At 73.3% G+C, this 23,996-nt stretch carries 18 protein-coding genes; 5 read left to right on the plus strand and 13 right to left on the minus strand.

From position 1 onward, the window contains the following. Positions 1–75: 75 nt before the first annotated feature. A complete protein-coding gene (locus WMF33_RS12015; RefSeq protein WP_437337259.1) occupies positions 76–2,088 on the plus strand; it encodes a hypothetical protein in 2,013 nt (670 codons plus the stop codon). Continuing rightward, positions 2,085–2,843 carry a hypothetical protein gene (locus WMF33_RS12020; RefSeq protein WP_437337260.1) on the plus strand — a complete coding sequence of 253 codons (759 nt, stop codon included), beginning with the start codon at positions 2,085–2,087 and terminating at the stop codon, positions 2,841–2,843. Before WMF33_RS12015 ends, WMF33_RS12020 begins: the two co-directional genes overlap by 4 nt. A gap of 37 nt (positions 2,844–2,880) precedes the next feature. Here the strand turns inward: WMF33_RS12020 and WMF33_RS12025 are convergent, their stop codons facing one another. The 3 genes from WMF33_RS12025 to WMF33_RS12035 all read right to left on the minus strand — a co-directional run bounded on the left by WMF33_RS12025 (position 2,881) and on the right by WMF33_RS12035 (position 5,560). Further along, positions 2,881–3,525: a Uma2 family endonuclease gene (locus tag WMF33_RS12025; RefSeq protein ID WP_437337261.1), complete on the minus strand. Its 645-nt coding sequence runs from the start codon at positions 3,523–3,525 to the stop codon at positions 2,881–2,883. 71 nt (positions 3,526–3,596) lie between these two features. Then, positions 3,597–4,994, minus strand: coding sequence for a Si-specific NAD(P)(+) transhydrogenase (sthA, locus tag WMF33_RS12030; RefSeq protein ID WP_437337262.1), 1,398 nt, complete (start codon positions 4,992–4,994; stop codon positions 3,597–3,599). Positions 4,995–5,032: 38 nt separating this feature from the next. After that, positions 5,033–5,560, minus strand: a complete 528-nt coding sequence (locus tag WMF33_RS12035; protein ID WP_437337263.1) for a tetratricopeptide repeat protein — start codon at positions 5,558–5,560, stop codon at positions 5,033–5,035. Positions 5,561–5,621: 61 nt separating this feature from the next. Here WMF33_RS12035 and WMF33_RS12040 point away from each other — a divergent pair, with 61 nt between their 5' ends. The 3 genes from WMF33_RS12040 to WMF33_RS12050 all read left to right on the plus strand — a co-directional run bounded on the left by WMF33_RS12040 (position 5,622) and on the right by WMF33_RS12050 (position 9,105). Next, complete coding sequence (locus WMF33_RS12040) at positions 5,622–7,670, plus strand: hypothetical protein (RefSeq protein ID WP_437337264.1); 2,049 nt, start codon at positions 5,622–5,624, stop codon at positions 7,668–7,670. Positions 7,671–7,740: 70 nt separating this feature from the next. Beyond that, positions 7,741–8,502 carry an esterase/lipase family protein gene (locus WMF33_RS12045; RefSeq protein WP_437337265.1) on the plus strand — a complete coding sequence of 254 codons (762 nt, stop codon included), beginning with the start codon at positions 7,741–7,743 and terminating at the stop codon, positions 8,500–8,502. 399 nt (positions 8,503–8,901) lie between these two features. Continuing rightward, positions 8,902–9,105, plus strand: coding sequence for a hypothetical protein (locus WMF33_RS12050; protein ID WP_437337266.1), 204 nt, complete (start codon positions 8,902–8,904; stop codon positions 9,103–9,105). A 36-nt stretch (positions 9,106–9,141) separates the two neighbouring features. Here WMF33_RS12050 and WMF33_RS12055 read toward each other — a convergent pair whose 3' ends face one another. The 10 genes from WMF33_RS12055 to WMF33_RS12100 form a co-directional block, all read right to left on the minus strand. After that, positions 9,142–13,110: a serine/threonine-protein kinase gene (locus WMF33_RS12055; protein WP_437337267.1), complete on the minus strand. Its 3,969-nt coding sequence runs from the start codon at positions 13,108–13,110 to the stop codon at positions 9,142–9,144. 152 nt (positions 13,111–13,262) lie between these two features. Next, on the minus strand, positions 13,263–14,627 hold the full coding sequence (gene gcvPA, locus WMF33_RS12060; RefSeq protein WP_437337268.1) for an aminomethyl-transferring glycine dehydrogenase subunit GcvPA: 1,365 nt from the start codon (positions 14,625–14,627) through the stop codon (positions 13,263–13,265). Positions 14,628–14,668: 41 nt separating this feature from the next. After that, positions 14,669–15,070 carry a glycine cleavage system protein GcvH gene (gcvH, locus tag WMF33_RS12065; RefSeq protein ID WP_437337269.1) on the minus strand — a complete coding sequence of 134 codons (402 nt, stop codon included), beginning with the start codon at positions 15,068–15,070 and terminating at the stop codon, positions 14,669–14,671. A 68-nt stretch (positions 15,071–15,138) separates the two neighbouring features. Continuing rightward, positions 15,139–16,260, minus strand: a complete 1,122-nt coding sequence (gene gcvT / locus WMF33_RS12070) for a glycine cleavage system aminomethyltransferase GcvT (RefSeq protein ID WP_437337270.1) — start codon at positions 16,258–16,260, stop codon at positions 15,139–15,141. Between the two features lie 88 nt (positions 16,261–16,348). Continuing rightward, complete coding sequence (locus tag WMF33_RS12075; RefSeq protein WP_437337271.1) at positions 16,349–16,894, minus strand: hypothetical protein; 546 nt, start codon at positions 16,892–16,894, stop codon at positions 16,349–16,351. Next, positions 16,891–20,535, minus strand: a complete 3,645-nt coding sequence (locus WMF33_RS12080) for a hypothetical protein (protein WP_437337272.1) — start codon at positions 20,533–20,535, stop codon at positions 16,891–16,893. The genes WMF33_RS12075 and WMF33_RS12080 overlap by 4 nt, the downstream gene beginning before the upstream one ends. A gap of 16 nt (positions 20,536–20,551) precedes the next feature. After that, entirely contained in the window at positions 20,552–21,148 is a 597-nt protein-coding gene (locus WMF33_RS12085; protein WP_061622170.1) for a pilus assembly PilX N-terminal domain-containing protein, read from the minus strand. Beyond that, positions 21,142–22,443 carry a PilW family protein gene (locus tag WMF33_RS12090; protein ID WP_437337273.1) on the minus strand — a complete coding sequence of 434 codons (1,302 nt, stop codon included), beginning with the start codon at positions 22,441–22,443 and terminating at the stop codon, positions 21,142–21,144. The genes WMF33_RS12085 and WMF33_RS12090 overlap by 7 nt, the downstream gene beginning before the upstream one ends. Beyond that, a complete protein-coding gene (locus WMF33_RS12095; RefSeq protein WP_437337274.1) occupies positions 22,440–23,045 on the minus strand; it encodes a type IV pilus modification PilV family protein in 606 nt (201 codons plus the stop codon). Before WMF33_RS12095 ends, WMF33_RS12090 begins: the two co-directional genes overlap by 4 nt. Next, complete coding sequence (locus tag WMF33_RS12100) at positions 23,042–23,875, minus strand: pilus assembly FimT family protein (protein ID WP_437337275.1); 834 nt, start codon at positions 23,873–23,875, stop codon at positions 23,042–23,044. Before WMF33_RS12100 ends, WMF33_RS12095 begins: the two co-directional genes overlap by 4 nt. Between the last annotated feature and the right edge of the window lie 121 nt (positions 23,876–23,996).

A 23,996-nucleotide genomic window follows, 5' to 3' on the forward strand; every position in this document is an offset into this window, starting at 1 on the left:
CGCTCTGCCTGTCCGGCTGCTCGCTCGCGCGCGCCGGCCGTCGATCTCGACGAGCGCGTGCGCCACTATCTCCGGATGCGTGCCTCCTCCGCCGTGGCGACGATCGCGGCATCGTCGCTCGTCGCAGCGCTCGGCTGCGGCGACGCGCGCCCGGGCGTCTCGTCGATCTGGGTCTCGCCGGCGCACCTCGTCGAGCTCCGCGGGGCGCGGTTCTTCGACGCGCCGTGGCCGAGCGATCTGCGCCGCGAGGGCGGCGCGGTGCGGCTCGACGGCTACCCCAACCCGCGGCGGCTCAGGCTCCTCGACGAGTACGTCGGCGAGATGGACTCGGTCCTCGACGGGTTCTCGCCGGCGGCGGCGGGGTACCTGCGCTTCGCCGGGCCGATCGACGTCTCCTCGCTCCCCGAGACGCCCGCGTTCGCCATGAGCCCCGTCGGGTCGGTGCAGCTCATCGACGTCGATCCGGGCTCGCCCGCGCGCGGAGAGCGGCGCCCGATCTCGGTCCATTTCCGGCGCGAGGCCGGCGTCTACTGGCCGGAGAACACCCTCGCCTTCATGCCCGTGATGGGCTTCCCGCTGCGGTCGCGGACCCGGTACGCGCTCGTCGTGACGGACGCGCTGCGCGGCGAGGGCGGCGGCCGCGTCGAGGCGAGCCCCGAGCTGCGGCAGGCGCTCGGGATCGACCCGGCCGGCGCCGACGTCGAGGCCGCGCGGGCGGCCCTCGCGCCGGCGGTCGACGAGATCGAGGCGGCCGGCGTCGAGCGCGCGCGGATCGCCCACCTCGCGGTCTTCACCACCGCCGACCCGACGGCGGAGCTCTTCGCGCTGCGCGATCACCTGCTCGCGAGCGTCCCGCCGCCGGAGGCGCGGCCCGCGCTGTGGCGGCTCGTGAAGCGCGCGCCGTCGTGGGACGAGTACGCCGGCGTGTACGGGCCGTCCCCGAGCTACCAGATCGGCCGGGCCCCGTACGCGACCCACGCCGACGGCGGCGGCTTCGCGAGCAAGGCCGGCGAGCCGGTGATCGCCGGCTATTTCGACCTGCGCTTCTCGATCACGGTCCCCGCCGCGGGCCGCTGCCCGATGCCGGAGGCCGGCTACCCCGTCGTGCTCTACGCCCACGGCACGGGCGGCGACTACCGCTCCTACGTCCGCAGCTACACCGGCGTCGCGCTCGCCGAGCGGTGCCTCGCGGTCATGGGCGTCGACCAGATCTTCCACGGCGCGCGCCCGGAGGCGCCCCAGGACGCGGCGCAGGCCGGGCCGCTGTTCTACAACGTGCAGAACGTGTACGCGGCGCGCACGAACGCGCGCCAGTCGGCGCTCGACGAGGTGCAGCGGGCGCGCCTCTTCACCGAGTCGCGCATGACCGTGCCCGCCGGCGTGTCCAGCACGGGGGAGGAGATCCGGTTCGACCCGTCGAAGATCCTGTTCTTCGGGCACTCCCAGGGCGGGCTGAACGGCCCGCTCTACCTCGCGGCCGACGACTCGGCGCGGGGCGGGGTGCTCTCCGGGGCGTCGGCGGTCATGTCGATCACCCTGCTCGAGAAGACGAACCCGCCGCCGAGCATCGCGGCGCTCGTCAAGGCGGTCTTCCTCGGGCTCATGGGCGACGAGGAGGCGGAGGTGAACGAGCTCCACCCCGCGATCTCGCTCGCGCAGTCGATCGTCGACGTGGTCGATCCGATCCACTACGCTGCGCGGCTGTTCGTCGCGCCCCGCGACGGCTTCGCGCCGAAGAGCATCTACATGACGGAAGGCATCAACCCGGACGGCAGCGGCGACACGTACGCGCCGCCGCGCGGCATCGAGATGCACGCGCTGGCGATGGGCTTGCCGCTGCAGTCGCCCGCGCAGCGTTGGATCCGCGAGTACGGCTTCGGCGGCCCCGCGCCGGTCGAGGTGCCGCCCGAGGGGCTCGCGGGGAACCTCGCCGGCGGCCGCGCCTCGGGGGTGCTCGCGCAGTGGCCGGTCCCCGAGGGGAGCGACGGTCACTTCGTGGTCTTCGACGTGCCCGCGGCGGCCGCCCAGGCGCACGGCTTCCTCCAGAGCCTCGCGGACGCGCCGCGCGGGCGGGTGCCGGCGCCGTGAGCGCGGCCTCGGATCTCGCGTCGCGCGTCGCCGCGCTGCTCGCGCACCCCGGCGTGGAGGCGCGGCCCCAGGCGGCCGCGGGCGCGTGGCCGCTCGATCTGGCCGAGCCGCCGGACGTCGCGGCGCTCTACGCGGCGGCGGACGGCCTCGCGCTCCCGGACGGCACGCGGATCCTGCCGCGCGGCGAGCTCGCGCGGGCGACGGCGTGGCTCACGGAGGAGCGCTCGCTCGACTGGGAGCGCGACCTCCTGGTCGTCGGGGAGCGGGAGGATCTCGTGATCGTGCTCGACCTCGACGCGGCGGGCGCGCGCGCCGGGGGCGGCGTGCTGGAGGTGCCGACCGACGGGCTCGCCTCGTTCCAGCGCGTCGCCCGCTCGGTGGTGGGCTACCTGGAGCGGCGCGTCGGCGTCGCGGGGGCCGAGGCCGCGTCGCCCGAGGTGCGGGCGCGCGAGGCCGCGGCGCGCCGCGACCTGCCGGCGCTCGCCGAGGCGCTCGCGGAGCCGATGTACCCGGGCGCGGAGCGGCAGGTCGCGCACGCGGCGCTCACGCTGGGCGTGCTCCTGTCGGAGCGCGGGGACGAGGCGGCGCTCTGCGCCTTCGCGCGCTCGGTCGAGGCGCGGGTCGCGGCCGCGGCGCGCGGCGCGGCGGCGCCGGAGCGGCTCGCGGCGTGGCGCGCGTGCGAGATCGCGGCGCGGGAGGCCGGGGCGGAGGCGATCGCCGCGGCGTGCGCGGCGCGGGGGCGGGGCGGGGCGTAGCGAAGGAGCTGGCCCGTCGCCGCTCAGCGGGCCGCGCTCACCGTTTGCCGCGCTCCCGGAGCATCGCTCGCCACGCGCGCACCACGGCCGTCTGGTCTCCCTGGCGCACCATGAACTCCGTCAGCGCCGTGATGTCGAGCCCCGGCAAGAACCGGCTCCGCTCCGCCTCGGCGTAGCCCTCCGGGCCGAGGAGGTGGAGCGAGAGCTTCCCCTTCTTCAGGAACCAGACCTCGGGCACGCCGAGCCCCGCATAAACGGAGAGCTTGTCGATCGTCCCGCTCTTCTCGATGACCTCGATCGCGAGCTCCGGGATGTCCCCGTCCTCCACCGTCCCGAGCACGTAGCACTCGTCCGGCTCCACCCCCCGCTTCACGAGCCGCTCGCGGACGGTCATGCTGCCGTACCCGCTGAGCGGCAGCTCTGCCTCCTCCGCGTAGGTCTCGACGAGGCGGGCCAGGATCTTCTTCCGCCCTTCGTGCGGTCCTCCCGGGCTCATCAGCTCCAGCACTCCCTCGCAGTACGTCACCCGCACGCCTGCGCGGTCGCCGAGGGCCGTGAGGAGGCCCTCGTACTCCTCCCACGAGACGTCATGGACGACGAAGAGCTGGTCTTCCGAGCCGCTTGCCGCGACCGCTTCGGCGCGTTCAGCAGGGGGGGCGAGGAGGGGTGCAGCGGCGGCCATGACAGCGTGCTCCTACCGGGAGTATCCCCGCGGCGCCGCCCGCTTGCAACCGCCGACCCCGAGCGCCTCCCTCAGAACACCCGCCCGAGCCCGTCGAGCGCCGCCACCCGGTAGGCCTCGGCCATGGTGGGGTAGTTGAACGTCGTGTTCACGAAATACCGGATCGTGTTGTTCGGCGCCGGCTGCGACATGATCGCCTGCCCGATGTGGATGATCTCCGCGGCGTTCTCGCCGAAGCAGTGGATCCCGAGCAGCGCGAGCGTCTCGCGGTGGAAGATCAGCTTCAGCATCCCGACCTGCTGGCCCGTGATCTGCGCGCGGGCGAGCGTCTTGAACGTCGATTTCCCCACCTCGTAGGGCACCTTCGCCGCCGTGAGCTCGCGCTCGCTCTTGCCGAGCGACGAGATCTCCGGCGTCGTGTAGATGCCCGTGGGGATGTCCCGGACCAGCTTCTCGTCGGCGTCGCCGCAGATGTGGCTGGCCGCGAACCGGCCCTGGTCGTAGCTCGCGCTCGCGAGCGCCGGGAAGCCGACGACGTCGCCGACCGCGTAGACGTGCGGCTGGCTCGTCTGGAAGGTCTCGTTGACCTCGAGCTGACCGCGCTTGTTCGGCGTGATCCCGAGGTTCTCCAGGCCGAGATCGGCCGTGTTGCCCGTCCTCCCGTTCGCCCACAGGAAGACGTCGCTCCGGAGCTTCTTCCCGCTCTTCAGGGAGAGCACGACGCCCTCCTTGGTGGCCTCGACCTTCTCGTGCTCCTCGCCGTTGAGGACGCGGATCCCCTTGTCGCAGAAGTGGTACCCGAGCGCGTCGGTGATCTCGTCGTCGAGGAACTCCAGGAGATGGGCGCGCGTGTTCACGAGGTTCACGGCGATCTGCATGTTGCGCAGCATCGACGCGTACTCGCAGCCGATGACGCCCGCCCCGAAGATCGTGATGCTGCGGGGGGTCTGATCCATGCGCAGCAGCGTGTCGCTGTCGAAGATGCGCGGGTGGCTGAAGTCGATGTCGTCCGGCCGGTACGGCCGCGAGCCGGTCGCGACGACGAAGGTGTCGGCCGTGAAGCGCCGGCGCTGGCCCCCGTCGCCCTCGACCTCGACCGTGTGCGGATCGACGAAGCGGGCTTGCCCCGGGATGAGCTGGACGCGGTTCCGATCGTAGAAGCTCTCGCGCAGGTCGACCTGCTCGTCGATCACGTGGTTCGCCGTCGCGAGGAGCTCGGCGAACGGGTACTCCGGGACCACATCCATCCGCTTGTAGATGGGGCTCTGGTTGACCAGGTTCATGTGGTAGATCGCGCGGCGCAGCGCCTTGCTCGGGATCGTCCCCCAGTGGGTGCAGCCCCCGCCCACCCGCGTGTAGCGCTCGATCGCCGCGACCGATTTGCCGTGCTTCGCGGCCGTCATGGCGGCGCCTTCGCCGCCCGGCCCCGTTCCGATGATGATGAGATCGAAGTGCGGGGTGGTCGCCATCGCGTTCCTCCGAGGCGCGCCGCGCGCCCCGGGAGAGGCTACTCGAACTGGAGCGGCTCGTCGTCGTCCCCGACGCCGAGCATCTCGAGGATCTGGCGCACCTCCATCGCGGCCTCCACCTCCGGGCCCGCGTCCAGGAAGCCCTGGAGGTGCTTGCGAGCGAGCGCACGGTTCCCGCGCGCCGCGTAGGCGAGCCCCATCGCGTGCATCGCCTCGCCGTCCTTCGGGAACCGGCGGAGCGCCTCCTTCGCCTGCGCGATCGCCCCGTCGGTGTCGCCGAGGCGCCGGAGCGCGTGCGACAGGGCCACCCGCGCCCCGAGGAAGCTCGGCGCGAGCCGCACGGCGGCGCGGTAGGCGTCGCGCGCCGGCTCGAGCTGGCCGAGCTCGTAGAGCGCGTGCCCGAGCAGGTTGTACGCGTACGGGTTCGACGGCGAGGCCTTGATCACGTCGCGCAGCGCGACGAGCGCCTCCTGGACCTGCTCCTCCTGAAGGAGCTCGGCCGCCTCCTCGACCGCCTCCCAGTGGGCGGCGTCCACCGATTCATCCACCACAGCCCTGAGCACCATGGCCCGCAGTCTAGCCAGAATTGCCGCCCGGTCCCGGCCCCTTCGTGGTACCGGCCGAGCCGTGAGGCGCGCGCCTTGGATCAGGCTGCTCCTGTGGCACGCGAGCGCCGCCGTCCCGGTCCTCGGCGCGGCCGCGGCGTTCTACGGGCCCGCGCTCGCAAGGACGGGCGGCGCCTGGCCGGCGCCGCTCGACGACGTCTACATCCACTTCGGCTTCGCCCGCGCCGCGGCCCTGGGCCACCCGTTCTCGTGGATCCCCGGCAACGGCTACTCCTCGGGCGGGACCAGCCTGACGTACCCCCTCGCCCTCGCGCCCGGGTACCTGCTCGGCTTCCGCGGCGCCTGGCTCGGCCTCTTCGCCGCGCTCCTCGCCTGCGCCGCGCTGCTCGACCTGTGCCGCTCGCTCCGGCGGCTCCTCGATCCGCGCGGCGGCCCCGGCGCCGCCTCGTCCCGCTGGGTCGGCTGGATCGCGCCGCTCTTCGTCGTCGCCGTGCCGCTGCTCGACTGGAGCTGGTTCTCCGGCATGGAGGTCGCGCTGCTCGGCGCCGTGCTGGGCCGGGCGCTCGTCGCGGTGCGGCGCGCGGAGCTCGCCCCGCCGGCGCGGCGCCCGGCCGAGCAGCTCCGGGCGGGGCTCCTCGCCGCGCTGCTCGTCGCGACGCGGCCCGAGGCGATCACCCTGGCGGCGCCGCTCGCCGTCGCCGTCGCCCACGCCGCGGGCTCGCTCGGCGCGGCCGCGTCGCTCGCGCGCGCGTCGCTGCCCACCGCGCTGCTCCTCGGCGCGCACGCGGCCGCGAACCGCGCCTTCACGGGCGAGTGGGGCGCCGCCGGGGCCGTGCGCAAGCTCCTCCTCTCGAACCCGTACCCCACGCCGCTCGAGAAGGCCGTGGAGGTGATCAAGAACCTCGCCGCGCTGCGGGTGCAGGCGCTGGAGAGCGCCCTCGGCGGCCCGTGGCTCTCCCTCGTCCTGCCGGTGCTCGGCGCCGTCGCGGCGCTCGATCGCCGCTCGCGGCGCGTCGCCGTGCCGCTCCTGCTCGGCGCGTACGGCTCGCTGCTGCTCGTCGCGCTCAACGCGACGGCGCGTTACCAGAACCTCCGCTACGCCGCCCCGTCGCTCGCGATGCTGCTCCTCGCCGCGGCGCTCGGGGCCGAGGCGCTCGCGCGGCGGGGCCGGCTCGCGGCGGGGGTCGCGGCGGCGCTCGCGGTCGCGGCGCTCGCCGCGCCGTCCGCGGGGTTCGCGCGGCAGATCGATCACTTCGCCCGCGCCTCGGCGAACATCGCCGGCCAGCACGTCGAGGTCGCGCGGCGCATCGCTGCGCGCGCGCCGCGGCGGGTGCTCCTCGGCGACGCGGGCGCGATCCCGTACCTGTCGGGCATCCCCGCCATCGACGGGCTCGGCCTCGGCGGCTACCGGGGGATGCCGTTCGCGCGGGCCTCGGTGCACGGCGTGCCCGCTGTGGTCGAGCTCATCGAGCGGCTCGACCCGGCCGAGCGGCCGGACGTCTTCGCCCTGTACCCCTCCTGGTGGGGCGGCCTCGCGGACGTCTTCGGCCGGCGCGTCGACGCGGTGAAGATCGAGGACAACGTCATGTGCGCCGCGGACGAGAAGGTGATCTACGAGGCGGACTGGTCGGCGCTCGCCCCGCCGGGGGAGCGCCGCGCCGGGGTCATCGACGAGGTGGACATCGCCGATCTCGTCGACGAGCGGGCCCACGGCTACGCCTTCCCGTCGCCGCGCGGCGGCTGGGTCATCGGCGCGGTGCTGCCGGGCGGCGGCGACGGCGCGGGCGGCGACGGCGCGCCGCGGTTCGACGCTGGCAGGCTCATCCCCGAGGGGCGTGAGCAGTCGTTCACGATCGACGCCGTCGCCGCGATCGCCCGGGGGCCTGCCGTCCTCGCGCTGCGCACCGACGGGGGCGGTCCGATCGCGCTCGGCGTCGCGGCCCTGCGCGACGCGGGCGGCGAGGCGCGCGTCGAGGTGCCCGAGCGCCCGGCGAACCGCTGGTCCGAGATCCGCGTGCCGCTGCGCGACGTCATGCCGGGCGATCGGATCCGGATCCGCTCGCTCCTCGGGACCTTCCGCAGCTTCCACGTCTGGCTGCTGCGGCCGTGATCGGCCGGGACGCAGCGCGTCGGGCGGGCGCTGGGGCGCCGCGCGACGGATCCATGGTAAGAGCCACCACGTGGTGAGGTGGTTCCGAGCGTCGGCCTTCGCGGCGACCGCTGGCAGGGAGGTGGCCTCGTTCGCGCGGCAGGCGGTCCTCCTGCCGTACGACACCCTCGCGCCGGTGATCCCTGCCGGGACGCGCGACGGCGACGACGTGGTGATCATCCTGCACGGCCTCTTCGCGTCGGCCGGCGTCCTCCGGCCGCTCCGGACGGCGATCGAGCGCCACGCGTCCGCGTCGCGGGCGAGAGGCCGGCCGGCCCCGGCCGAGCCTCCGGCGGGGTCGGTGCACACCGCGACGATGTCGTACGCCCCGGGGCCCGGCGTCGAGGAGCTGTCGGCGCGCCTCGCGACCCTCGTCGCGGCGCTGCCGGGCGGGGCGCGCTTGCACCTCGTCGGCCACAGCATGGGCGGCATCGTGTGCCGCTTCTTCGCGCAGGAGGTCGGCGATCCGCGGGTCGTGCAGACCATCTCGATGGCGAGCCCGTTCGGCGGCATCCCGCGCGTCGCGCTGCTCGGCTTCGGGGGCGCGCGCGATCTCGACGCCTCGAGCCCGCTCCTCCGGCGCGTCCTCCTCGGGACGGCGCGCTCGAGCATCCCGCACCTGTCGATCGTCGCGGGGGCCGACACGCTGGTCCGCTCGCCCATCGCGCACGCGTTGCCGGGCTTCGAGGTGCGCGTGATGGAGGCGCGCGGGCACAACACGCTCCTCTTCGACCCCGAGGTGGCCGCGCTCGTGGCGCGGCGGATCGTCGAGCGGCGGGGCGGCGCGCCCTGACCTATCGCCGCTCGGCGCTTCGTGGTAGCTCGCTCGCGTGCGCTCGCCGATCGCCTGTCTCCTCGCCCTCGGGGCTCTGCTCGCCCCGCTCGCCTGGTCCTCGCCCTCGCGCGCGGACGCCTCCGCGTGGACCTTCGTCGGCGCCGGCGCGGTCGGCTGGAAGCAGGGGGACAGCGACCTCGTCCTCGACGGCGCGCTCTCGCTCGACGTCGGCGTCGGGACCACGCCGGACGCGCCGGTCATCGTGGGCGGCCTCGTGCGCGCGACGCCGCTCCTGGACAGCGGGATCGATCTCGCGTTGCTCGCGCGGGTCGCGACGCGCGGCTTCCAGGCCGGCCAGCTCGGCCTCGCCCTCGACGTGGGCGGCTACCAGCGCTTCTGGGGGGGGGCTCCACCGGCGTGGCCGGCGCGCTCACGCTGGGGGCGCCGCTCGGGATCAGCCTGTCGCTCCAGGGGAGCTACGGGACCGACGACGCCGTGTCGTTCGGCGCCATCGCGGGGATCGATCTGCTGCGGCTCACCGTGTACCGACAGGCGCTCTTGCCGGTGTGGCCGAACCCGTTCCCCGCGCAGCAGCGCGGGCGGGACGTCGCCTCGCGCTGACCCGATCGCCGGCGGAGAGGCCCGACGCGCTCGGATCTACCCTCCTTCGCCGGCTGGGTCCCGATCCGCACCGCCGTCGACCCACGCCCGCGCGAGCTCCAGCGTCCGCGCGTTCTCCTCCACATCGCGGAGGAACCTCTCGCGCATCCCGGCATCCGCGATCCGCATCGCCACCTCGAGCAGCCGCTCGCGCGCCTCGGCGATCGCGGCGCGCGCCCCGGCGCGATCCCCCGCCGCGAAGAGCGCCTCCGCGTACACGAGGCGGGTCATCGCTTCCCCCTCCTCGACGCTCTCCACCGCGGCCAGCTGCGCCACGGCCTCGCGGCTCTCCGCGAGCGCCTCGGCCGACCTGCCGCGCGCGAGCAGCACGGACGCCAGCGTCGCCCGGGCCGCGACCTGGGCCTGCTGCGCCGTCTCCAGCAGCGCCGCCGCGCGGCGGGCCTCGACCTCCGCCTCGTCGAGCTGGCCCGCGCTTCGCAGGATCCCCGCGAGGTACGTCCGAGACCAGCCCTCCCCGCGCCGGCTGCCCTGCGCCGCGCACAGCGCCGCGGCCCTCGCCTGCACCACGCGCGCCTCCTCGAGGGCGCCGGTGCGCCAGAGGACACGACCCAGATCGTGCAGCGTGAAGCCGAGCACGTAGTCGAGCCCCATCCGCTCGGCCTCCGCGACCGCGGCGCGCAGCCGCGCCATCGCCTCCGCATAGGCGCCGAGCAGCGACTCCCGGAACCCGAGGTTGCAGCGCTCGATGCACGCCCGCCGCAGATCGCCGACCTGCTCGTAGCAACGGAGGGCCTGCGCGGCCATCGCGCAGCTCTCGTCGAGGTGCCCGGCGAAGAGCTCGCGCATCCCGCGCTGCCGGTAGATCGGCCCGCTCACGCTCGGGTCGTCGCGGAAGCGCTCGGCGACCGCCTCGATGCGCCGATGGAGCGCCTCGGCCCGGTCGTGGAGGCCCGCGAGCAAGAGGTCCAGCGCGATCGACGCCGCCGCCGTCACCGCCGGAGCGGACGCCTGCCCCTCGGGCCACGCGTCGGCGAGCGCCGCGTCGAGCTGGAGGAGATCCTCGGGCTGCCCGAGGTGCCTCGCCGCGCGCCCGGCCTCGGACAGCGCGGCGTACCAGGCCGCGGTGCCCTTCGGCAGCACCCGCAGCGCGATCTGCGCGCAGCGACCGAACTCGGCGAGATCCCCGCGCCACCTCCGCGCCTCGGCCCGCAGCAAGAGCAGCTCCCCCTGAGCCTCGCCGCTCGCCCCGAGCGAGAGCGCGCGCTCGGCCCACTGGACCACCGCGCCGAAGTCGTTCGCGGCGAACGCCTGCGCCGCCGCTCTCTGGTAGAGCTCCGCGGCGCGCGCGCGATCACCGCCGCGATCGAGGTGCTCGGCGATGACCGCCGCCGACGGCTCGGCGGCGCGCTCGAGCCACGCCCCCGCCAGCCGGTGCCCGAGCGCGCGATCCTCCTCGGTCAGCATCCCGTAGGCCGCCTCGCGCACGAGCGCGTGCCGGAACGCGATCTCCCGCTCGCCCTGGAACCTCGACGCCGACCGGGTGACGAGCCACTCCAGCCGCTCCAGGCGGGCGAGGTGACCGTCGATCTCCGCGCCGCCCGCGCCGCCCGCGCCGCCCGCGCCGCCCGCGCCGCCCAGCAGCGCGTCGAGCGCGCCTCGCCAGAAGACGTCCCCGAACACGCTCCCGGCGCGCAGCAGCCGGCGCGCCACGTCGTCCAGCCCTTCGAGCCTGGACCGCACCATCGCCAGCACCGTCTCCGGGGCGTCCCGCACGTCGCCTTCGGCGGTCGCGCGGATCAGCTCCTCCAGGTAGAACGCGTTGCCTTCGGCCTGCGCCACGATGCGCTCCAGCGTCGCGTCGCTCACCCGATCGCCGAGCACCTGCCGCACGAGCCGCGCGCTCGCCTTGGAGGTCAGCGGCTCGAGGCGGATCTCCTGGAGCCCCCGCTCGGCCCACAGCCCGGGGAACAGCTCGTGCACGTCCGGGCGCGCCAGCGCGAGCAGCATCCACGGCTTGTCGCGGACGCGGCGCAGCGCCTCGTCGATGTACTGGACCGTCGGCGTGTCGCTCCAGTGCAGGTCCTCGAGCACGAGGAGCAAGGGGCGCTCGTCGCACGACGCCTCGAGGAAATCCACCCAGGCCCGCTGCATCTGGTCGCCGAGGAGCCGGACGTCGCCGCGCGCGGCGCGCAGCTGGAGGCTCTCCTCGTCGGGGAACGGCGTGCTCAGGAGCTCTCCGAGGAACTCCGACACGCGCTGCGCGTCGGCCCCGCCGAAATACCTGCCGACGTGGGCGCGGAGCTTGTCCCGGCGCGCCTCGAGCGGCTCCCCGTCCTGGATGCCGCCGCACGCCTGCCGCAGCGCCTGGCCGAGCAGGCCGAGCGCCGCGCCCGCGCGCAGCGGGTCTCCTCGGCCGACCCACAACGCGAACGAGGGCTCGCGCTGGCGCGCGCGGAGCAGCATCTCGTAGGCGATGCGCGACTTGCCCATGCCCGCCGGCCCGGTCACGAGCACCGCGCGCGCCCTCGACTCCTCGATGCACTGGGCGCGGAGCGCCTCGAGCGCCGCGATCACCCAGTCGCGCCCGACGCACGCGGTCGGCCGGCCGAGCAGCGTCCGCGCGCCCTTCGCGAGCGCCTGCTCGCCGTGGAGCCACAGGCCCGCCTCGGTCTCGACCACATCGAAGCGGGCGTCGAGCAGCCCCGCGGTCACCTCGTCGATCGCGATCGGCCGCGCCTGCCCGGCGGCGTGCGCGGCGGCGGGCGCGGGCTGCGCCAGCGTCCGCGCCACCCGGTCCATGAGGTTGCTGGCGGGCAGCCTCCCCGAGAGCTCGGCGGTGCCCGTCGCCAGGGCGATCGGCCGGTCGCCGGCGTGCTTGCGCAGCGAGAGCGCGCAGCGGGCCGCTCGCACCGCCTGATCCGTGGCCAGGCCCGTCCCCGTGAACGTGACCAGGATCGAGCTGTCCAAAAGGAGGTCGAGCTGGCACCCGAGCCCGGCGACCTCGCGGGTCACCTCGTCCGAGGCCGAGGCGATCTCGGTCTCCGCGTCCGGCCTCCCCGCGCCGCTGGCCGCGCCCGGCCCGGGGGCCATCAGCAGCACGCACTGCACCCGCCGTTCCCTGTGGGTCAGCGACAGCGGCGACGAGGGCGCCGAGCTCGCCGGCGCCGCCGCCAGGGAGACCGTCGCGCCCAGGCCGACCGCCTCGATCGCCGCGGCCACCGCCGCGCCGTCGCGCGGGCGCTCCGCCGGGTTCTTGGCGAGCATCCGGGCACAGAGCGCGTCGAGGTGCGGCGGGACCTCCGCCCGCAGCTCGCTCGCCCGCGGGGCGTCCTCCAGCACGATCTTCAGCAGCGTCGCCATGAAGCTGTCGCCCCGGAACGCCTGCACGCCGGTCAGGCACTCGAACAGCACGCAGCCGAGCGCGAACACGTCGGCGCGCGCGTCGACCGCCGTCCTGCTCCGGGCCTGCTCGGGAGCGATGTAGGCGGGGGTCCCCACGATCATCCCCGACTGGGTCATCCGCGTCGCCTCGGAGAACCGGGCGATCCCGAAGTCGAGCAGCTTCACCCGCGCGACGTCGCCATCCACGAGGAACAGGTTGGAGGGCTTGAGATCGCGATGAACGATCCTCCGCGCGTGCACGACCGCGAGCGCCTCGGCGGCGCGCGTCACGAGCGTGACCGCCTCGTCCACGCTGAGATCGCGGCGCGAGAGCCGCGCGCCGAGGTCCTCTCCCTCGAGCCACTCCATGGCGAGGTAGGGCGCGCCCTCCGCCGTCCACCCGTGCGCCACGTAGCGACAGATGCCCGGGTGATCGAGCTCGGCGAGCAGCGCGGCCTCGCGCATCAGGCGCTCGGCGTTCCGCGCGTCGAGCTGGTAGAGCACCTTGACGGCGACGGTCCCGCCGGACGCTCGATCGCGCGCCTGGTAAACCTCCCCCATTCCACCGGCGCCTCCGAGCTTTTCAAGCTCGAATCGCCCGGCGATCACCTCTCCCCCGCGCATAGCGGCGAAGTATCGCCCGGTTCGAGGCGTGTTTGTACCTGGGAGCACTCGACCGGCGCGGCCTCCAAGCGGCGACGAGGTCGCCGGGGGGGCCAATCAGCCGCGGCCCCGTACCTTTCGCCCCCGCGCGCCCTTCGCCCCCGCCCGGGGCGTCAGCCCGAGAAGCCCGCGAGCGCCTCCACGAGCCGATCGAGGTCCGCGCGGCTATGCCGCTCGGTCACCGCGACGAGGAGCTCGTCGCGCCGCCGGGCGTCGATGCGGCCGAGATCGAGCCCCGGGATGACGCCCTGCTCGGCCAGCGCCCGCGTGAGCTTCCCGGCGTCGCCGCCGCGGACCTTCACGACGAACTCGTGGAACGTCGGCGCCGAGAGCGGCAGCGCGTACCCGTCGAGCCGCGCGATCTCCCGCTTGAGGTGCTCCGCCTTCGCGAGGCACTGCCGCGCCGCCTCGACGAAGCCGCGCTTGCCGAGCATGCACATCCGCATCGTGACCGCCGTCGCGCACAGGCCGCTGTTCGTGCAGATGTTGCTCGTCGCCCGCTCCCTCCGGATGTGCTGCTCGCGCGTGGCGAGCGTCAGCACGTACCCCCGGGTCCCGTGCTTGTCGACCGTCTCGCCGACCAGCCTGCCCGGCACCTGCTGGAGGTACTTGCGGTCGTTCCTGCACGCGAACAGCCCGACGTTCGGCCCGCCGTACTGCGGCGGCAGCCCGAGCGGCTGGCCCTCCGCCACCGCGATGTCGGCGCCGAGCGCGCCCGGCGACTCGAGCAGCGCGAGCGCGTACGGATCGAGCGTGACCGTGATCAGCAGCGCGCCCTTCTGGTGGCACGCCTCGGCCACCCTCCGGATGTCGCCCACGACGCCGAAGAAATTCGGATAGCCGACCACCACGCACGCGGTCGTCTCGTCGATCGCCCGCGTCAGCGCCTCGACGTCCGCCGTGCCGTCGCGGCCGACGTCGACGCGGGCGAGCGACGCCTTGCCGCTGCCGATGCCGTGCACGTACGTCTCGACCGTGCCCACGTAGTCGGGGTGCACGCCCTCGGACAGCACCGTGCGCTCGCGCCCCGTGAGCCTGCGGGCCATCAGCACGGCCTCGGCGAGCGCGCTCGCGCCGTCGTACATCGACGCGTTGGCGACCGGCAGCCCGAGGATCTCGCTCACGATCGTCTGGAACTCGAAGATCACCTGGAGCGTGCCCTGGGAGACCTCGGGCTGGTACGGCGTGTAGGCGGTGTAGAACTCGCTGCGGAGCAGCAGCTGATCGGCGGCCGGCGGGAAGTGGTGCTCGTAGGCGCCGGCGCCCAGGAACGAGAGCATGCGCCCGGCGCGGTTCTTCTGCGCGAGCTCCTCGAGGTGCCGCATGAGCGAGGCCTCGTCGAGGGGCGGATCCATCGAGAGCGGGCGCGTGAGGCGCGCCTCCTTCGGGATCGCGCTGTAGAGCTCCTCGAGCGACGACAGGCCGACGGCCTGCAGCATCTCGCTGATTTCCTCGGGCGTGTGGGGCAGGTAACGCATGGTGTTGTGCAGCGGGCAGGGTGATGCGGAGGGCGCGGCGCTCAGTGCGCCGCGGTCTTCAGGAGCTCGGCGTAGGCGGCGGGGTCCATGAGCGCGGCGAGCTCGCCCTGGTCCGAGGGCGCGACCTCGATCATCCACGCCTTGCCGTAGCAGTCGTCGTTGACGAGCTCGGGGCGGCTCTCGAGATCGCCGTTCACGCGCACGACCTTGCCGCTGAGCGGCGCGAACAGATCGCTCAGCGTCTTCACGCTCTCGATGGTGCCGAACGCCTTGCCCGCCGTGAGCGTGTCGCCCGGCTTCACGTCGAGGTTGACCAACGTGATGTCGCCGAGCTGATCGACCGCGAAGGCGGTGATCCCGACGAAGACGTGGTCGTTCTCCTGCTTGGCCCACTCGTGGTCCTTCGTGTACCGCCGGTCCGTCCGGACATCATCGCTCGCCATGGACTTCTTCTCCCTTTGCCAACCTGGATCTCTGCTCGTCTCGCGGCCGCTCGGGCGCGCCCCGCGCGTCAGGCCCGCTTGTAGAACGGGGTCTTGACCACGACGGCCTCGACCGTGCGCCCGCGGCAGTCGACCTGGAACGCGGTCCCCACCTTGGCCATCGACGCCGGCAGGTAGCCGAGCCCGATGTTCTTGCCGACGGTCGGCCCGGGGCTGCCGCTCGTGCACACGCCGACCTTCTCGCCGCCTTCGTCGAGCAGCGGGTAGCCGTGGCGCGCGATGCCGCGCCCCACCATCTCGAAGCCGATCAGCTTGCGCGCGGGCCCCTCGTCCTTGACGCGCTGGAGCGCGGCGCGCCCGACGAAATCGCCCTTGTCGAGCTTCACCACCCAGCCGAGGCCCGCCTCGATGGGGTTCGTGGTCTCGTCGATGTCGTTGCCGTAGAGCGACAGGCGCGCCTCCAGGCGGAGCGTGTCGCGCGCGCCGAGGCCCGTCGCCTCGAGGCCGAGCGGGCCGCCGAGCTCGACCAGCGCGCGCCAGAGCCGCTGCGCGTCGGACGGGGAGCAGAAGATCTCGATGCCGTCCTCGCCGGTGTAGCCGGTGCGGGCCACGGTGCAGCGGACGTTGGCGAGCGTCGCGTCGCGGAAGTGGAACGACGGCAGCTCGCGCAGCGCCGGGCCGTCGCCGCCCGCGAGCGCGACGATGTCGAGCGCCTTCGGCCCCTGGAGCGCCATCATCGCGGTGCGGTCCGAGGCGTCCTCGAAGCTGCAGTGGCCCTGCGCCGCGCTCCGGAAGTGGGCCGCGATCTTGTCGCGGTTCGACGCGTTGCAGACGATGAGCCACTGCCGCGCGTCGATCCGGTAAACGATGAGATCGTCGAGGATCGTGCCGCCCTCGTTGCACGCGCACGTGTAGAGCGCGTGTCCGTCCTCCAGCTTCTTGACGTCGTTCGTGACGAGGTGGTCGACCACCCGTCCGGCGTGCTCGCCGCTCAGGATCATCTCGCCCATGTGCGAGACGTCGAAGAGCCCGGCGGCGGTGCGCACCGCCCGGTGCTCCTCGGTCACGCCTTTGTACTGGACCGGCATTTCCCAGCCGGCGAACGGGACCATGCGGCCGCCGAGCTTGATGTGCTCGTCGTAGAGCGGGGTCCTTCGGAGCGGAGCGGTGGGGAGCGGCTTGGTCGACACGGGCGCGATCTACTTCGAAAGGTCGGGGATGTCGACTGGCGTGGCGGCCTCCACGACGCGCCACGTCGAGGCCGCCGGCGGCGCGCGCTCACTCGAGGCGCGTGGGATCGAGCACCTTGCCGTCCGGCGTGAGCCCGCTGCGACGCCAGCGCTCCTCGACGGAAAGCCCCCGCTCCGGGGGCGGCCGCGTCTCGTCGCGGACGACGAGCTCCGAGACGTGCGCGCGCGAGACGACCTCGACGCGGAGCATCCGCTGCGGCGCGCTCTTCACGGTCGCGCGCGAGAAGATCGTCTTCGCCGGCCCGGTCTCGACGTTGCCGGCGAGCACGCGCGTGCGCACGTAATTGGCCACCCGCTCGGCCGGGATTTCCCCGACCGCGAAGACCGCGTCGGGGAAGCGCGCGCGCACCTTCATGCGCCGCGGGATGGGGAGGCCGAACGCCTGCTCGGTGCCCTCGGCGAGCTCGCCCGGCAGCGCCTGGTCGACGGGCGGCCTCGGCGCGGAGGCCTCGCTCGCCGACGGCGGCGTCGGCGCTGGCGCCGGCGCGTCGCCGCGGCAGGCGGACGCGGCCGACGCACAGATGACGGCCGCGGCGAGCGCCGCTGCGGCGCGCGACAGGCCGCCGCGCTTCATTCGAGGATGGTCGCCCACGAGTCGATCTTAACGACCTTGCGCGGCGGCTGCAGCGTCCTCGTGGTCGTGCGCGTCTCGCCCCCCTGCGCGTCCTCCTGGCCCGCGGCGCCGGTGTGGAACACGAGCTGGTACTCGGGCGGGGTCGACTGCCGGATGATCGTCTGCGGGCCGAAGTGCGGATCGGTGTACTCCTCCGTCTCCGTGCAGGTCGGCTTCTGCGTCACGGCGACGCCGAAGACGACCGTGCCCGGCGCCTGATCCTCGAAGGGAGGCTGGAGCGGATCCTCGACGAGGCAGCCGCTCCCCCTCGGGTACGCGGCCGGGGTCGCCGCCTGGCCGACCAGGTAGTCGACGCCCCAGATCGAGCCGAACCCGTCCGCGCACGCGAAGGTCCCGGGCGCCACGGGCGTGAACGTCGCGAAGTACGCGCAGCCGTTGAAGAGGGAGATGGGCCCGGTCACGCGCTTGCCGTTCGTGAGGGGCACGACCCAGTTCTCGGAGATGTGCACGCTCGTCTCGTGCGGCCGCTCGGTGATCGACCAGACCCGCGTCTCGACGCCCGGCGTGAACGACTCCTGATCGCCGGTGGAGAACAGGACGACCGTGTTGCCGAGCGCGTCGGTGCTCACGATCGGCGTCGTCTGGATCGGCTGGCTGCTCGCCGCGGTGTCGCTCGCGAACGAGTACGCGTCCCAGGCGAGGGACACGCTCCACTCCTCCGGGTCCGTGCTCGACAGGTTGACGCGCCAGAGCGTCCCGTCGGCGTCCCCGACGTAGATGCGCTCGGCGACCTCGCCGACGCCCGCCGGGAACGGCACGGGGACGCCGGTGATCGGCGAGTCGAAGTCGACCTCCTTGGTCCGCGTCGAGAGCCCGGCCGGAGCCTCGGAGGGGAGGCCTCGGAACGTGCGGAGCACCTCGCCGGTCTCGAGCCGGACGATCGTGAGCGAGCGCGCCGGCCCGACGGAGCCGCCGCTGCCCGCGGTGCCCCAGCACCGCACCGAGCTGCGGACCGACAGGCTGCCCGTCGGATGGAAGAGCGGGTTCGTCGTGCCCTTCCGGGGGCACGCGCTCTGGCTCGCGTCGAGCGGGGCGGAGCCGCCGGGCAGGATGGCGACCGCGATCTCGCGGATCTCGCCGCGGTCCTCCATCTCGACCATGCCGATCGCCGGCGTCGGGGTCGACGCGCCGAACAGCGGGTTGCCGTCCTTGTCGGTGGAGAGCTGCCAGAGGAACCGCGGCGCCGCGGGGTTCGTCACGTCGAGCGCGTAGTAGAAGCCGCCGCCCGCGCCGCCGCCGGCGAGCAGCACCGTGCTCCACGGCGCGCTCGCCGCGCTGATCTGCGCCGACGTGCGCTCGAAGACGACGTTCTTCACGACGGGCGCGCCGTCGAGCAGGATCGATTGCTGGTTGAACGTATCGAGGAGGCGGGGGAGGACGTAGGGCGGCAGGAAGGACCAGAGCTCGTTGTTCTCGACCCGGTCCACCTTGAGCGTGTCGGTCGCGGTCGCGGCCGTCACCTGGAAGGCGTGGAGCTGCCCGTCGGTCGTGGCGGTGTAGAGCACGAGCGGCCGGTTCGCCTGCGCGGGCTGCTCCGCGAAGAGCCGGTAGGACTCGTCGGGGATGTAGTCGCGCGGCGGCCCCACGACGACCGGCGTGGAGTGGTAGATGCTGCCGAGCTCGTTGCCGTCGCGGGACGGGACGTTCGTGGGCATCGGCTCGCCGGTCTCCCACTCGATGATGCGCTCGGCGCAGACCTCGGCGGTGGTCGCCTGCAGCCCGCCCGAGCACTGCGAGGGGACGGTGCCCAGGCTGGGATTGAGGCCGAGCGCGCGCGGCGCGCTGGAGAGGGCGTCCGCGAACGCCTGCGCCGGCGCAGGCGTGCCGCTGCCGGTCACCGTGCCCGTGTAGTCGCTGAGGTCGTCCACGGCGGCGGCCGCGGGGCGGATGGTCCGCTGCGACCAGATGCGCTGCTCGGCGACGTCGAGATCGCCGATCACGGTGAGGAACCTCCGCGGCCGCGCCAGATCGTTGGAGCTCACGTTGGCCGCGAAGTCGTCGCCCTTGCTGGGGTCGACGTCCTCCAGCTGCGTCGTTATCACGCCGTTCACGGACTCGCAGACGTAGCGCTTGCGCTCGAGGTTGCCGCTCCAGAGCGAGCCGTCCGCCGGCGGGCTGAACGACGAGCCGAACTGGTAGGCGACCCCCGCGGCCTCGCTGCCGGTGTTCACGGTCGAGGTCGCCATCGCGAAGACGGGGAGGGTGCGGCTCGTCGAGTTCGCGGAGATGCGCGCGAAGATCTGCGACATGACCGCGGACAGCTCGTTGGTGTCGTCGGGGAAGTAGCCGCGGTCGGTCCCGCCCTCGATGGCGATGCGCGAGAGCGTGCAGCACGCCTTGACCGCGCCGGTGGCGTTGTCGCAGCGCCCGGCGGGCAGGAAATCGGTGCTGGAGATCCGCGCGCAGTCGAAGGTCGGATCGCTGAGCTCCTGCCGCGCCTGCGTGGTGAGGCCGAACCCGACGGCATAGGTCCGCACGCGCCGGTTCGGGTTCACGTGGGTGTTGAGCGAGTGCGCGATGACGTGCGGCTCCTCGTACGGGCAGCCCGTGCCCTCGGGGCCGGGCCCTGGGCCCTGCGCGCACGTCGGGCGCAGATCGAGGTTCGGCTCGCCGTCGGAGACGAGCACGATCGAGGTCTTGCGGCAGCCGCCGCTGATGTACGGATCGTCGCGCGGCCCGAGCGGCTGGCCCTCCCAGAGGGAGGCCTCGTTGAGGATGTAGTCGCGCGCGTCGGACAGCATCCCGGCGAGCGGCGTGGCGCCGTACGGCCGCGTCGCGAGGAGCGCCTTCTGGATTCTCAGGTTCTTTTCGCGCACGGCGTCGATGGCCGCGTCGTAGGTCGGGAAGGGGATGAGCGGCCCTTCCCAGAGCGGCGCCGCCGGGTTCTTGGCGCCGACCTCCACCTCCTCGACGGCGCAGTCGGGCGGGTTGCCCCGCGCCGGGTAGCCCGCGCCGCTCTGGAACTCGAGGAAGTAGCTCCACATCCCGCGCATGCCGCTCTGGGCGTTGCGAACGCCGCCGACGAGCCCGGTGCGCGCGTCGGGGAGCGTGTCGAACGTCATCAGCGAGAACCGGATCCGGTCCTGGTAGACGTCGAGCAGGCCGTTGGGAGCGTCGTAGGGGAACGTGCAAGGGATGGCCGCATCGTCGTACCTGTGCCCGACCACGTCGTTGTGGGTCGGCCCGGGGGTCGGCGTGCAGCCGTTGGAGAGCAGGCGATGGAACGCGAGGTAGTAGTTCGCGTCGTACGGCGGCTCCCCGTCGATGGTGAACTCGTCGATGAACTCGGACTGCGTGCGGGGCTGCGCGTAGCAGGAGAAGTCCGGGATCGGGCCGGTGAGCGACTCGACGAGCTTCGTCCAGCGGCTCTTCTGCGCCTCGGAGGCCGGGGGCGTGAGCGGGTTGCAGTCCGGCTCCCCGCCCGCCACCGTCTTCTCCATCGAGCCCGACGTGTCGACCAGCAGGAGGACGTTCGGCAGCGGCGGCTCGACATCCATGGCCTGCGCGTGCGCGCGGGCGGCGACGAGGCCGACCGTGGCCGCGGAGCCCATCGTGACAAGGACCTTCGTCAGGTTTCGCATCGTGCGCTCCGGTTCGTCACTTCGAGCAGAGGATATCGGCAACGACGGACAGGGATTCCTGGCTGCCCGCCTCTTCCATGACCGCGCCGTTCGGCCAGGCGATGAGCCGCGCGTTCATGGTGACCGTGCAGTAATCGGCGCTCACGGCGTTCGGGCCGCCCTGGTCGCTGCCGGCGCGATTGCCTATCGCGGGCTTGATCTTGTCGGTGATCTCCACCTTGGCGATCCACGCGACGTCGGCGCGGCCGAGGCTCCCCGGCACCTCGGGCGCGGGCAGCTCCACGAGATCTTCCGCCGCGTCGAACGTGTGCGGGTAGAACGACCAGCACGGCTCGGTGCTGATCGAGCAGTTTGTCGACTCCGTCGGGGCGATGGCGTCCAGGCCGCCGTTCTGCTCGATCTCGGCGAGCGCGAGCTGCATCGCGTACTCGGCGAGGTAATGCGTCTGCGTCATCCGGCGCTCGTGGCCGGTGGCGATGGTCGACAGCGTGGCGACGTTGGCCGCGAACAGGCCGATGGCCATGAGCATCGTGATGACCAGCACGACGATGAACACGGCGGCGCCCCGCTCGTGGGCGCGCCGGCGGGATCGGGCGATGCTTGCGTTCACCATTTGACGTAGGCCTGGTTCGGGAGCGCGATGTCGGCGTAGAGCGTGCGCATCCGGGCGAAGGTGGTCTCGCCGACGATGCCGGGGATCAGGAACCTGAGCCTGCGGCCGTCGGAGCGCTCGGGGAAGCCGACGTCGCGGTCGGGCGCCCGGGTGCGGGTCGAGAGCCGGACCTGGACCGACCGCACGCGCTGCGGGGCGGCGTCCGACTGGTCGTTCGAGGCGGCGATGTTGTACACGGCGGCGTTGTCGGTCGCCATGATCGGATATCGCGTGATGAACGGGTCGGTCACGTTCGGATCGGCGCTCTCCTCCGCGGCGGAGATCCCGAACTTGAGATCGACGGCGTACTCCGCGATGAGCTCGAGCGTCTCCGGGATCTCGTTGTTCTCATCGTCGAGCTCGACCCGCACGAGCTCGGTGCGGCCGTCGTCGCCGGTCTGCTCCGCCGCGATGGGCGCGACGAGGGGGGCGTAGGGCGTCTCTTTGCCGACGAGGCTCCGGATGTTGTAGCGGACGCGGTTGACGACGTTCACCCATCCGGCGTCGCCGGTGGCGCCGCCGGGGGTCACGCCGCACCGACCGAACCCCGAGAGCATCGGCAGGCCGGGAGACGGCTTGAGGGTGATGGCGATGAGGTTGGGCGGATCGCCCTGCACGTTGGTGCCCTGGATGACCCCGTAGAGAAACTGGGTCTGGCCCCGGACCATGACGCGCAGAATGCGGTTCGGCGCGAAGATCTGGGACAGCCCCTGTCCGCTGCCGTTCGCGCGCTGGAGCGTGCGCTGCACGGCGGCGCTGTTCGGATTGAGCTCGACGACCAGGGCGCCGGTCGCGTCGCTGATCTTCCTGAACTCGAAGAGCTCGTTGCTGCTCAAGCTCCCGCCGATGATGATCGAGTCCGGATACAGCTCGTTGGCGACGCTCTGGCTGAGCTCCGACCCGCCCTCGAACACCGATCCTTGCCGCCGGATCCAGATGCCCGCGAGGCGATTCAGGCCGAGCGGCGCGGGCGGGACCTGGCAGACCTCCGGATCGAGGCGGATGTTGGGCGTCGAGAGGTACGCGGCGCGCTGCAGGTCCGCGGCGAGCCGGTTCAGCCCGACGGTCGCGGCGAGGTGAGAGGCGGACGCCCTCGCCTCGTTCTGGAAGAAGCGCGTCGCGTTCTTCGAGAGCAGGAACGCCGCCAGCGACACGACGAGGCCGGCGGCCATCGCCACGAGCAGCTCCACGAGCGTGAAGCCTCGCTGTCCAGAGGCGCGCGCCCGCGCGGGGGAGATGCGGCGATCCGTCGTCATCGTCGGTCCTCGCTCGTGTTTCGGAGGACGCCGGTCGTCAGGTAGACCGCGCCGAACCGGTCCGGCTGCTGGTCGACGTCGACCGGGTCGACCGCGCAGTTGATCGGGGTCCCATTGCGCTCCCAGATGACGCGGATCTCGGCGCGGATGAGGCTCTCCCAGAGCCGCGTCCCCGTCGTGGGGTGGGTGAACTGGCGGAAGCGGACGTGCGTGCAGAACGCGGGCTCCGACGTGTCGCCGAGGTGGATGTCGGTCCCGAACACGTCGGCGCTCGGCGCCCCGAGCGCGTCGACCCGCGTGGGCGTCACCTTCGCCGGGAACGGGCTGGCGGTCGTGAGCCTGAGCCACTGGGTGTCGCCGTCGAGGTCGGGGACCCGCCGGGGCTCGTTCCACTGGAGCGCGTCCACCCGCAGCCGCTCCGCCCAGGTCATGGCGATGTTGTTGGCGATCGCGATGTTGCGCGCGTTCGTGTTGCTGATGAGCGTGGCCTTCTGCAGCGCGAGCACCCCGGTGGCGCCGATGGCGAGCACGCCGAGCGCCGCCATGACCTCGATGAGCGTGTAGCCGGAGCGCCCCGCTCGCCTCACCCGCGCCGCGCTCACAGGCCGAGCCTCGCGACGCCGTTCGGCGGGACGAAGACCGAGCGCAAGAGGCCGGTCCTCGTGTTGGTCACGTTCACCCGGATCGCGCCGAGCAGCGGCACGAACTCCCCGGAGGCCGCATAGCGCACGTACGTCCGCCCCCTCGGCGTGAAGCAGATGTCGGCGTTCGCGCGCACGGCGCCATCGGGGGCGGTCGGATCGCGGAGCTCCACGGCCGCCAGCTCGACGCCCGCCGTTTGCAGCGTCGTGACGGGGTCGGTCAGGGCGGCGTTCGTCCAGTCGGCGATGCTGCGGCAGCTCGTCGCGATGAGCGAGCCGGCGGCGATGTTCTGGACCCGCGCCTGCCGCACCTCGAACTGCCCCGTCGCGGCCGTCCACCGCACGAGCACCGCCGCCCCGCGGCCGATCGCCTGGTAGCGCGCGAGCCGGTAAAGGCCGCTGATCTCCATCGCGGTGCGGTTCACGCGGCGATCGCGCATGCCGTTCACGAAGCTCGGCGACGCGGCGGCCGCCAGGATGCCGATGAGGACGATCACCGCGAGCAGCTCCGGCAGGGTGAAGCCGCGCCCATTGCGGCGGCGCCGCGCGCGCTCTCGCGGTGACGACGACCGCGGTCGATCGGGATCTCGAAGAGGAGGTCGCGAACAGGGGAAGGGACGCACCAGAGGGCCGGCAAAGGCAAGCCGCATGCCCTCGGCGATGCGCGCTAAACCATGGATTTGCATGATGAATCTCTCAAAGCGGTCCGGGACGGGCGCTAACGATTGCGGCGCTATGAAAAAAGGTGCAAGGCGAACGGGCCATGCGATTCCCGCCGGAAAGGTGTTCATCGAGAGTCCCGTCTGCCCACAGCGCGCCTGTCGCGTGCGGCGAAAGGCCCCGGCGCTTCCGCGCCGGGAGCTGTGCGCTGCTCGCGGGCGCGCTCGCGGCCGCGCTGTCCGCGGGCTGCAG

The organism is Sorangium sp. So ce394 (assembly GCF_051474665.1).
Classification (GTDB): domain Bacteria; phylum Myxococcota_A; class Polyangia; order Polyangiales; family Polyangiaceae; genus Sorangium; species Sorangium cellulosum_D.

Bases quoted from the DNA above. Each gene is read 5' to 3' on its own strand.
- WMF33_RS12100 (WP_437337275.1), bottom strand. From the start codon at position 23,875: ATGAACACCTTTCCGGCGGGAATCGCATGGCCCGTTCGCCTTGCACCT.
- sthA (WP_437337262.1), bottom strand. From the start codon at position 4,994: ATGGCGACCACCCCGCACTTCGATCTCATCATCATCGGAACGGGGCCG.
- WMF33_RS12035 (WP_437337263.1), bottom strand. From the start codon at position 5,560: ATGGTGCTCAGGGCTGTGGTGGATGAATCGGTGGACGCCGCCCACTGG.
- WMF33_RS12025 (WP_437337261.1), bottom strand. From the start codon at position 3,525: ATGGCCGCCGCTGCACCCCTCCTCGCCCCCCCTGCTGAACGCGCCGAA.
- WMF33_RS12055 (WP_437337267.1), bottom strand. From the start codon at position 13,110: ATGCGCGGGGGAGAGGTGATCGCCGGGCGATTCGAGCTTGAAAAGCTC.
- WMF33_RS12090 (WP_437337273.1), bottom strand. From the start codon at position 22,443: ATGACGACGGATCGCCGCATCTCCCCCGCGCGGGCGCGCGCCTCTGGA.
- WMF33_RS12080 (WP_437337272.1), bottom strand. From the start codon at position 20,535: ATGCGAAACCTGACGAAGGTCCTTGTCACGATGGGCTCCGCGGCCACG.
- WMF33_RS12075 (WP_437337271.1), bottom strand. From the start codon at position 16,894: ATGAAGCGCGGCGGCCTGTCGCGCGCCGCAGCGGCGCTCGCCGCGGCC.
- WMF33_RS12085 (WP_061622170.1), bottom strand. From the start codon at position 21,148: ATGGTGAACGCAAGCATCGCCCGATCCCGCCGGCGCGCCCACGAGCGG.
- WMF33_RS12015 (WP_437337259.1), top strand. From the start codon at position 76: ATGCGTGCCTCCTCCGCCGTGGCGACGATCGCGGCATCGTCGCTCGTC.
- gcvH (WP_437337269.1), bottom strand. From the start codon at position 15,070: ATGGCGAGCGATGATGTCCGGACGGACCGGCGGTACACGAAGGACCAC.
- gcvPA (WP_437337268.1), bottom strand. From the start codon at position 14,627: ATGCGTTACCTGCCCCACACGCCCGAGGAAATCAGCGAGATGCTGCAG.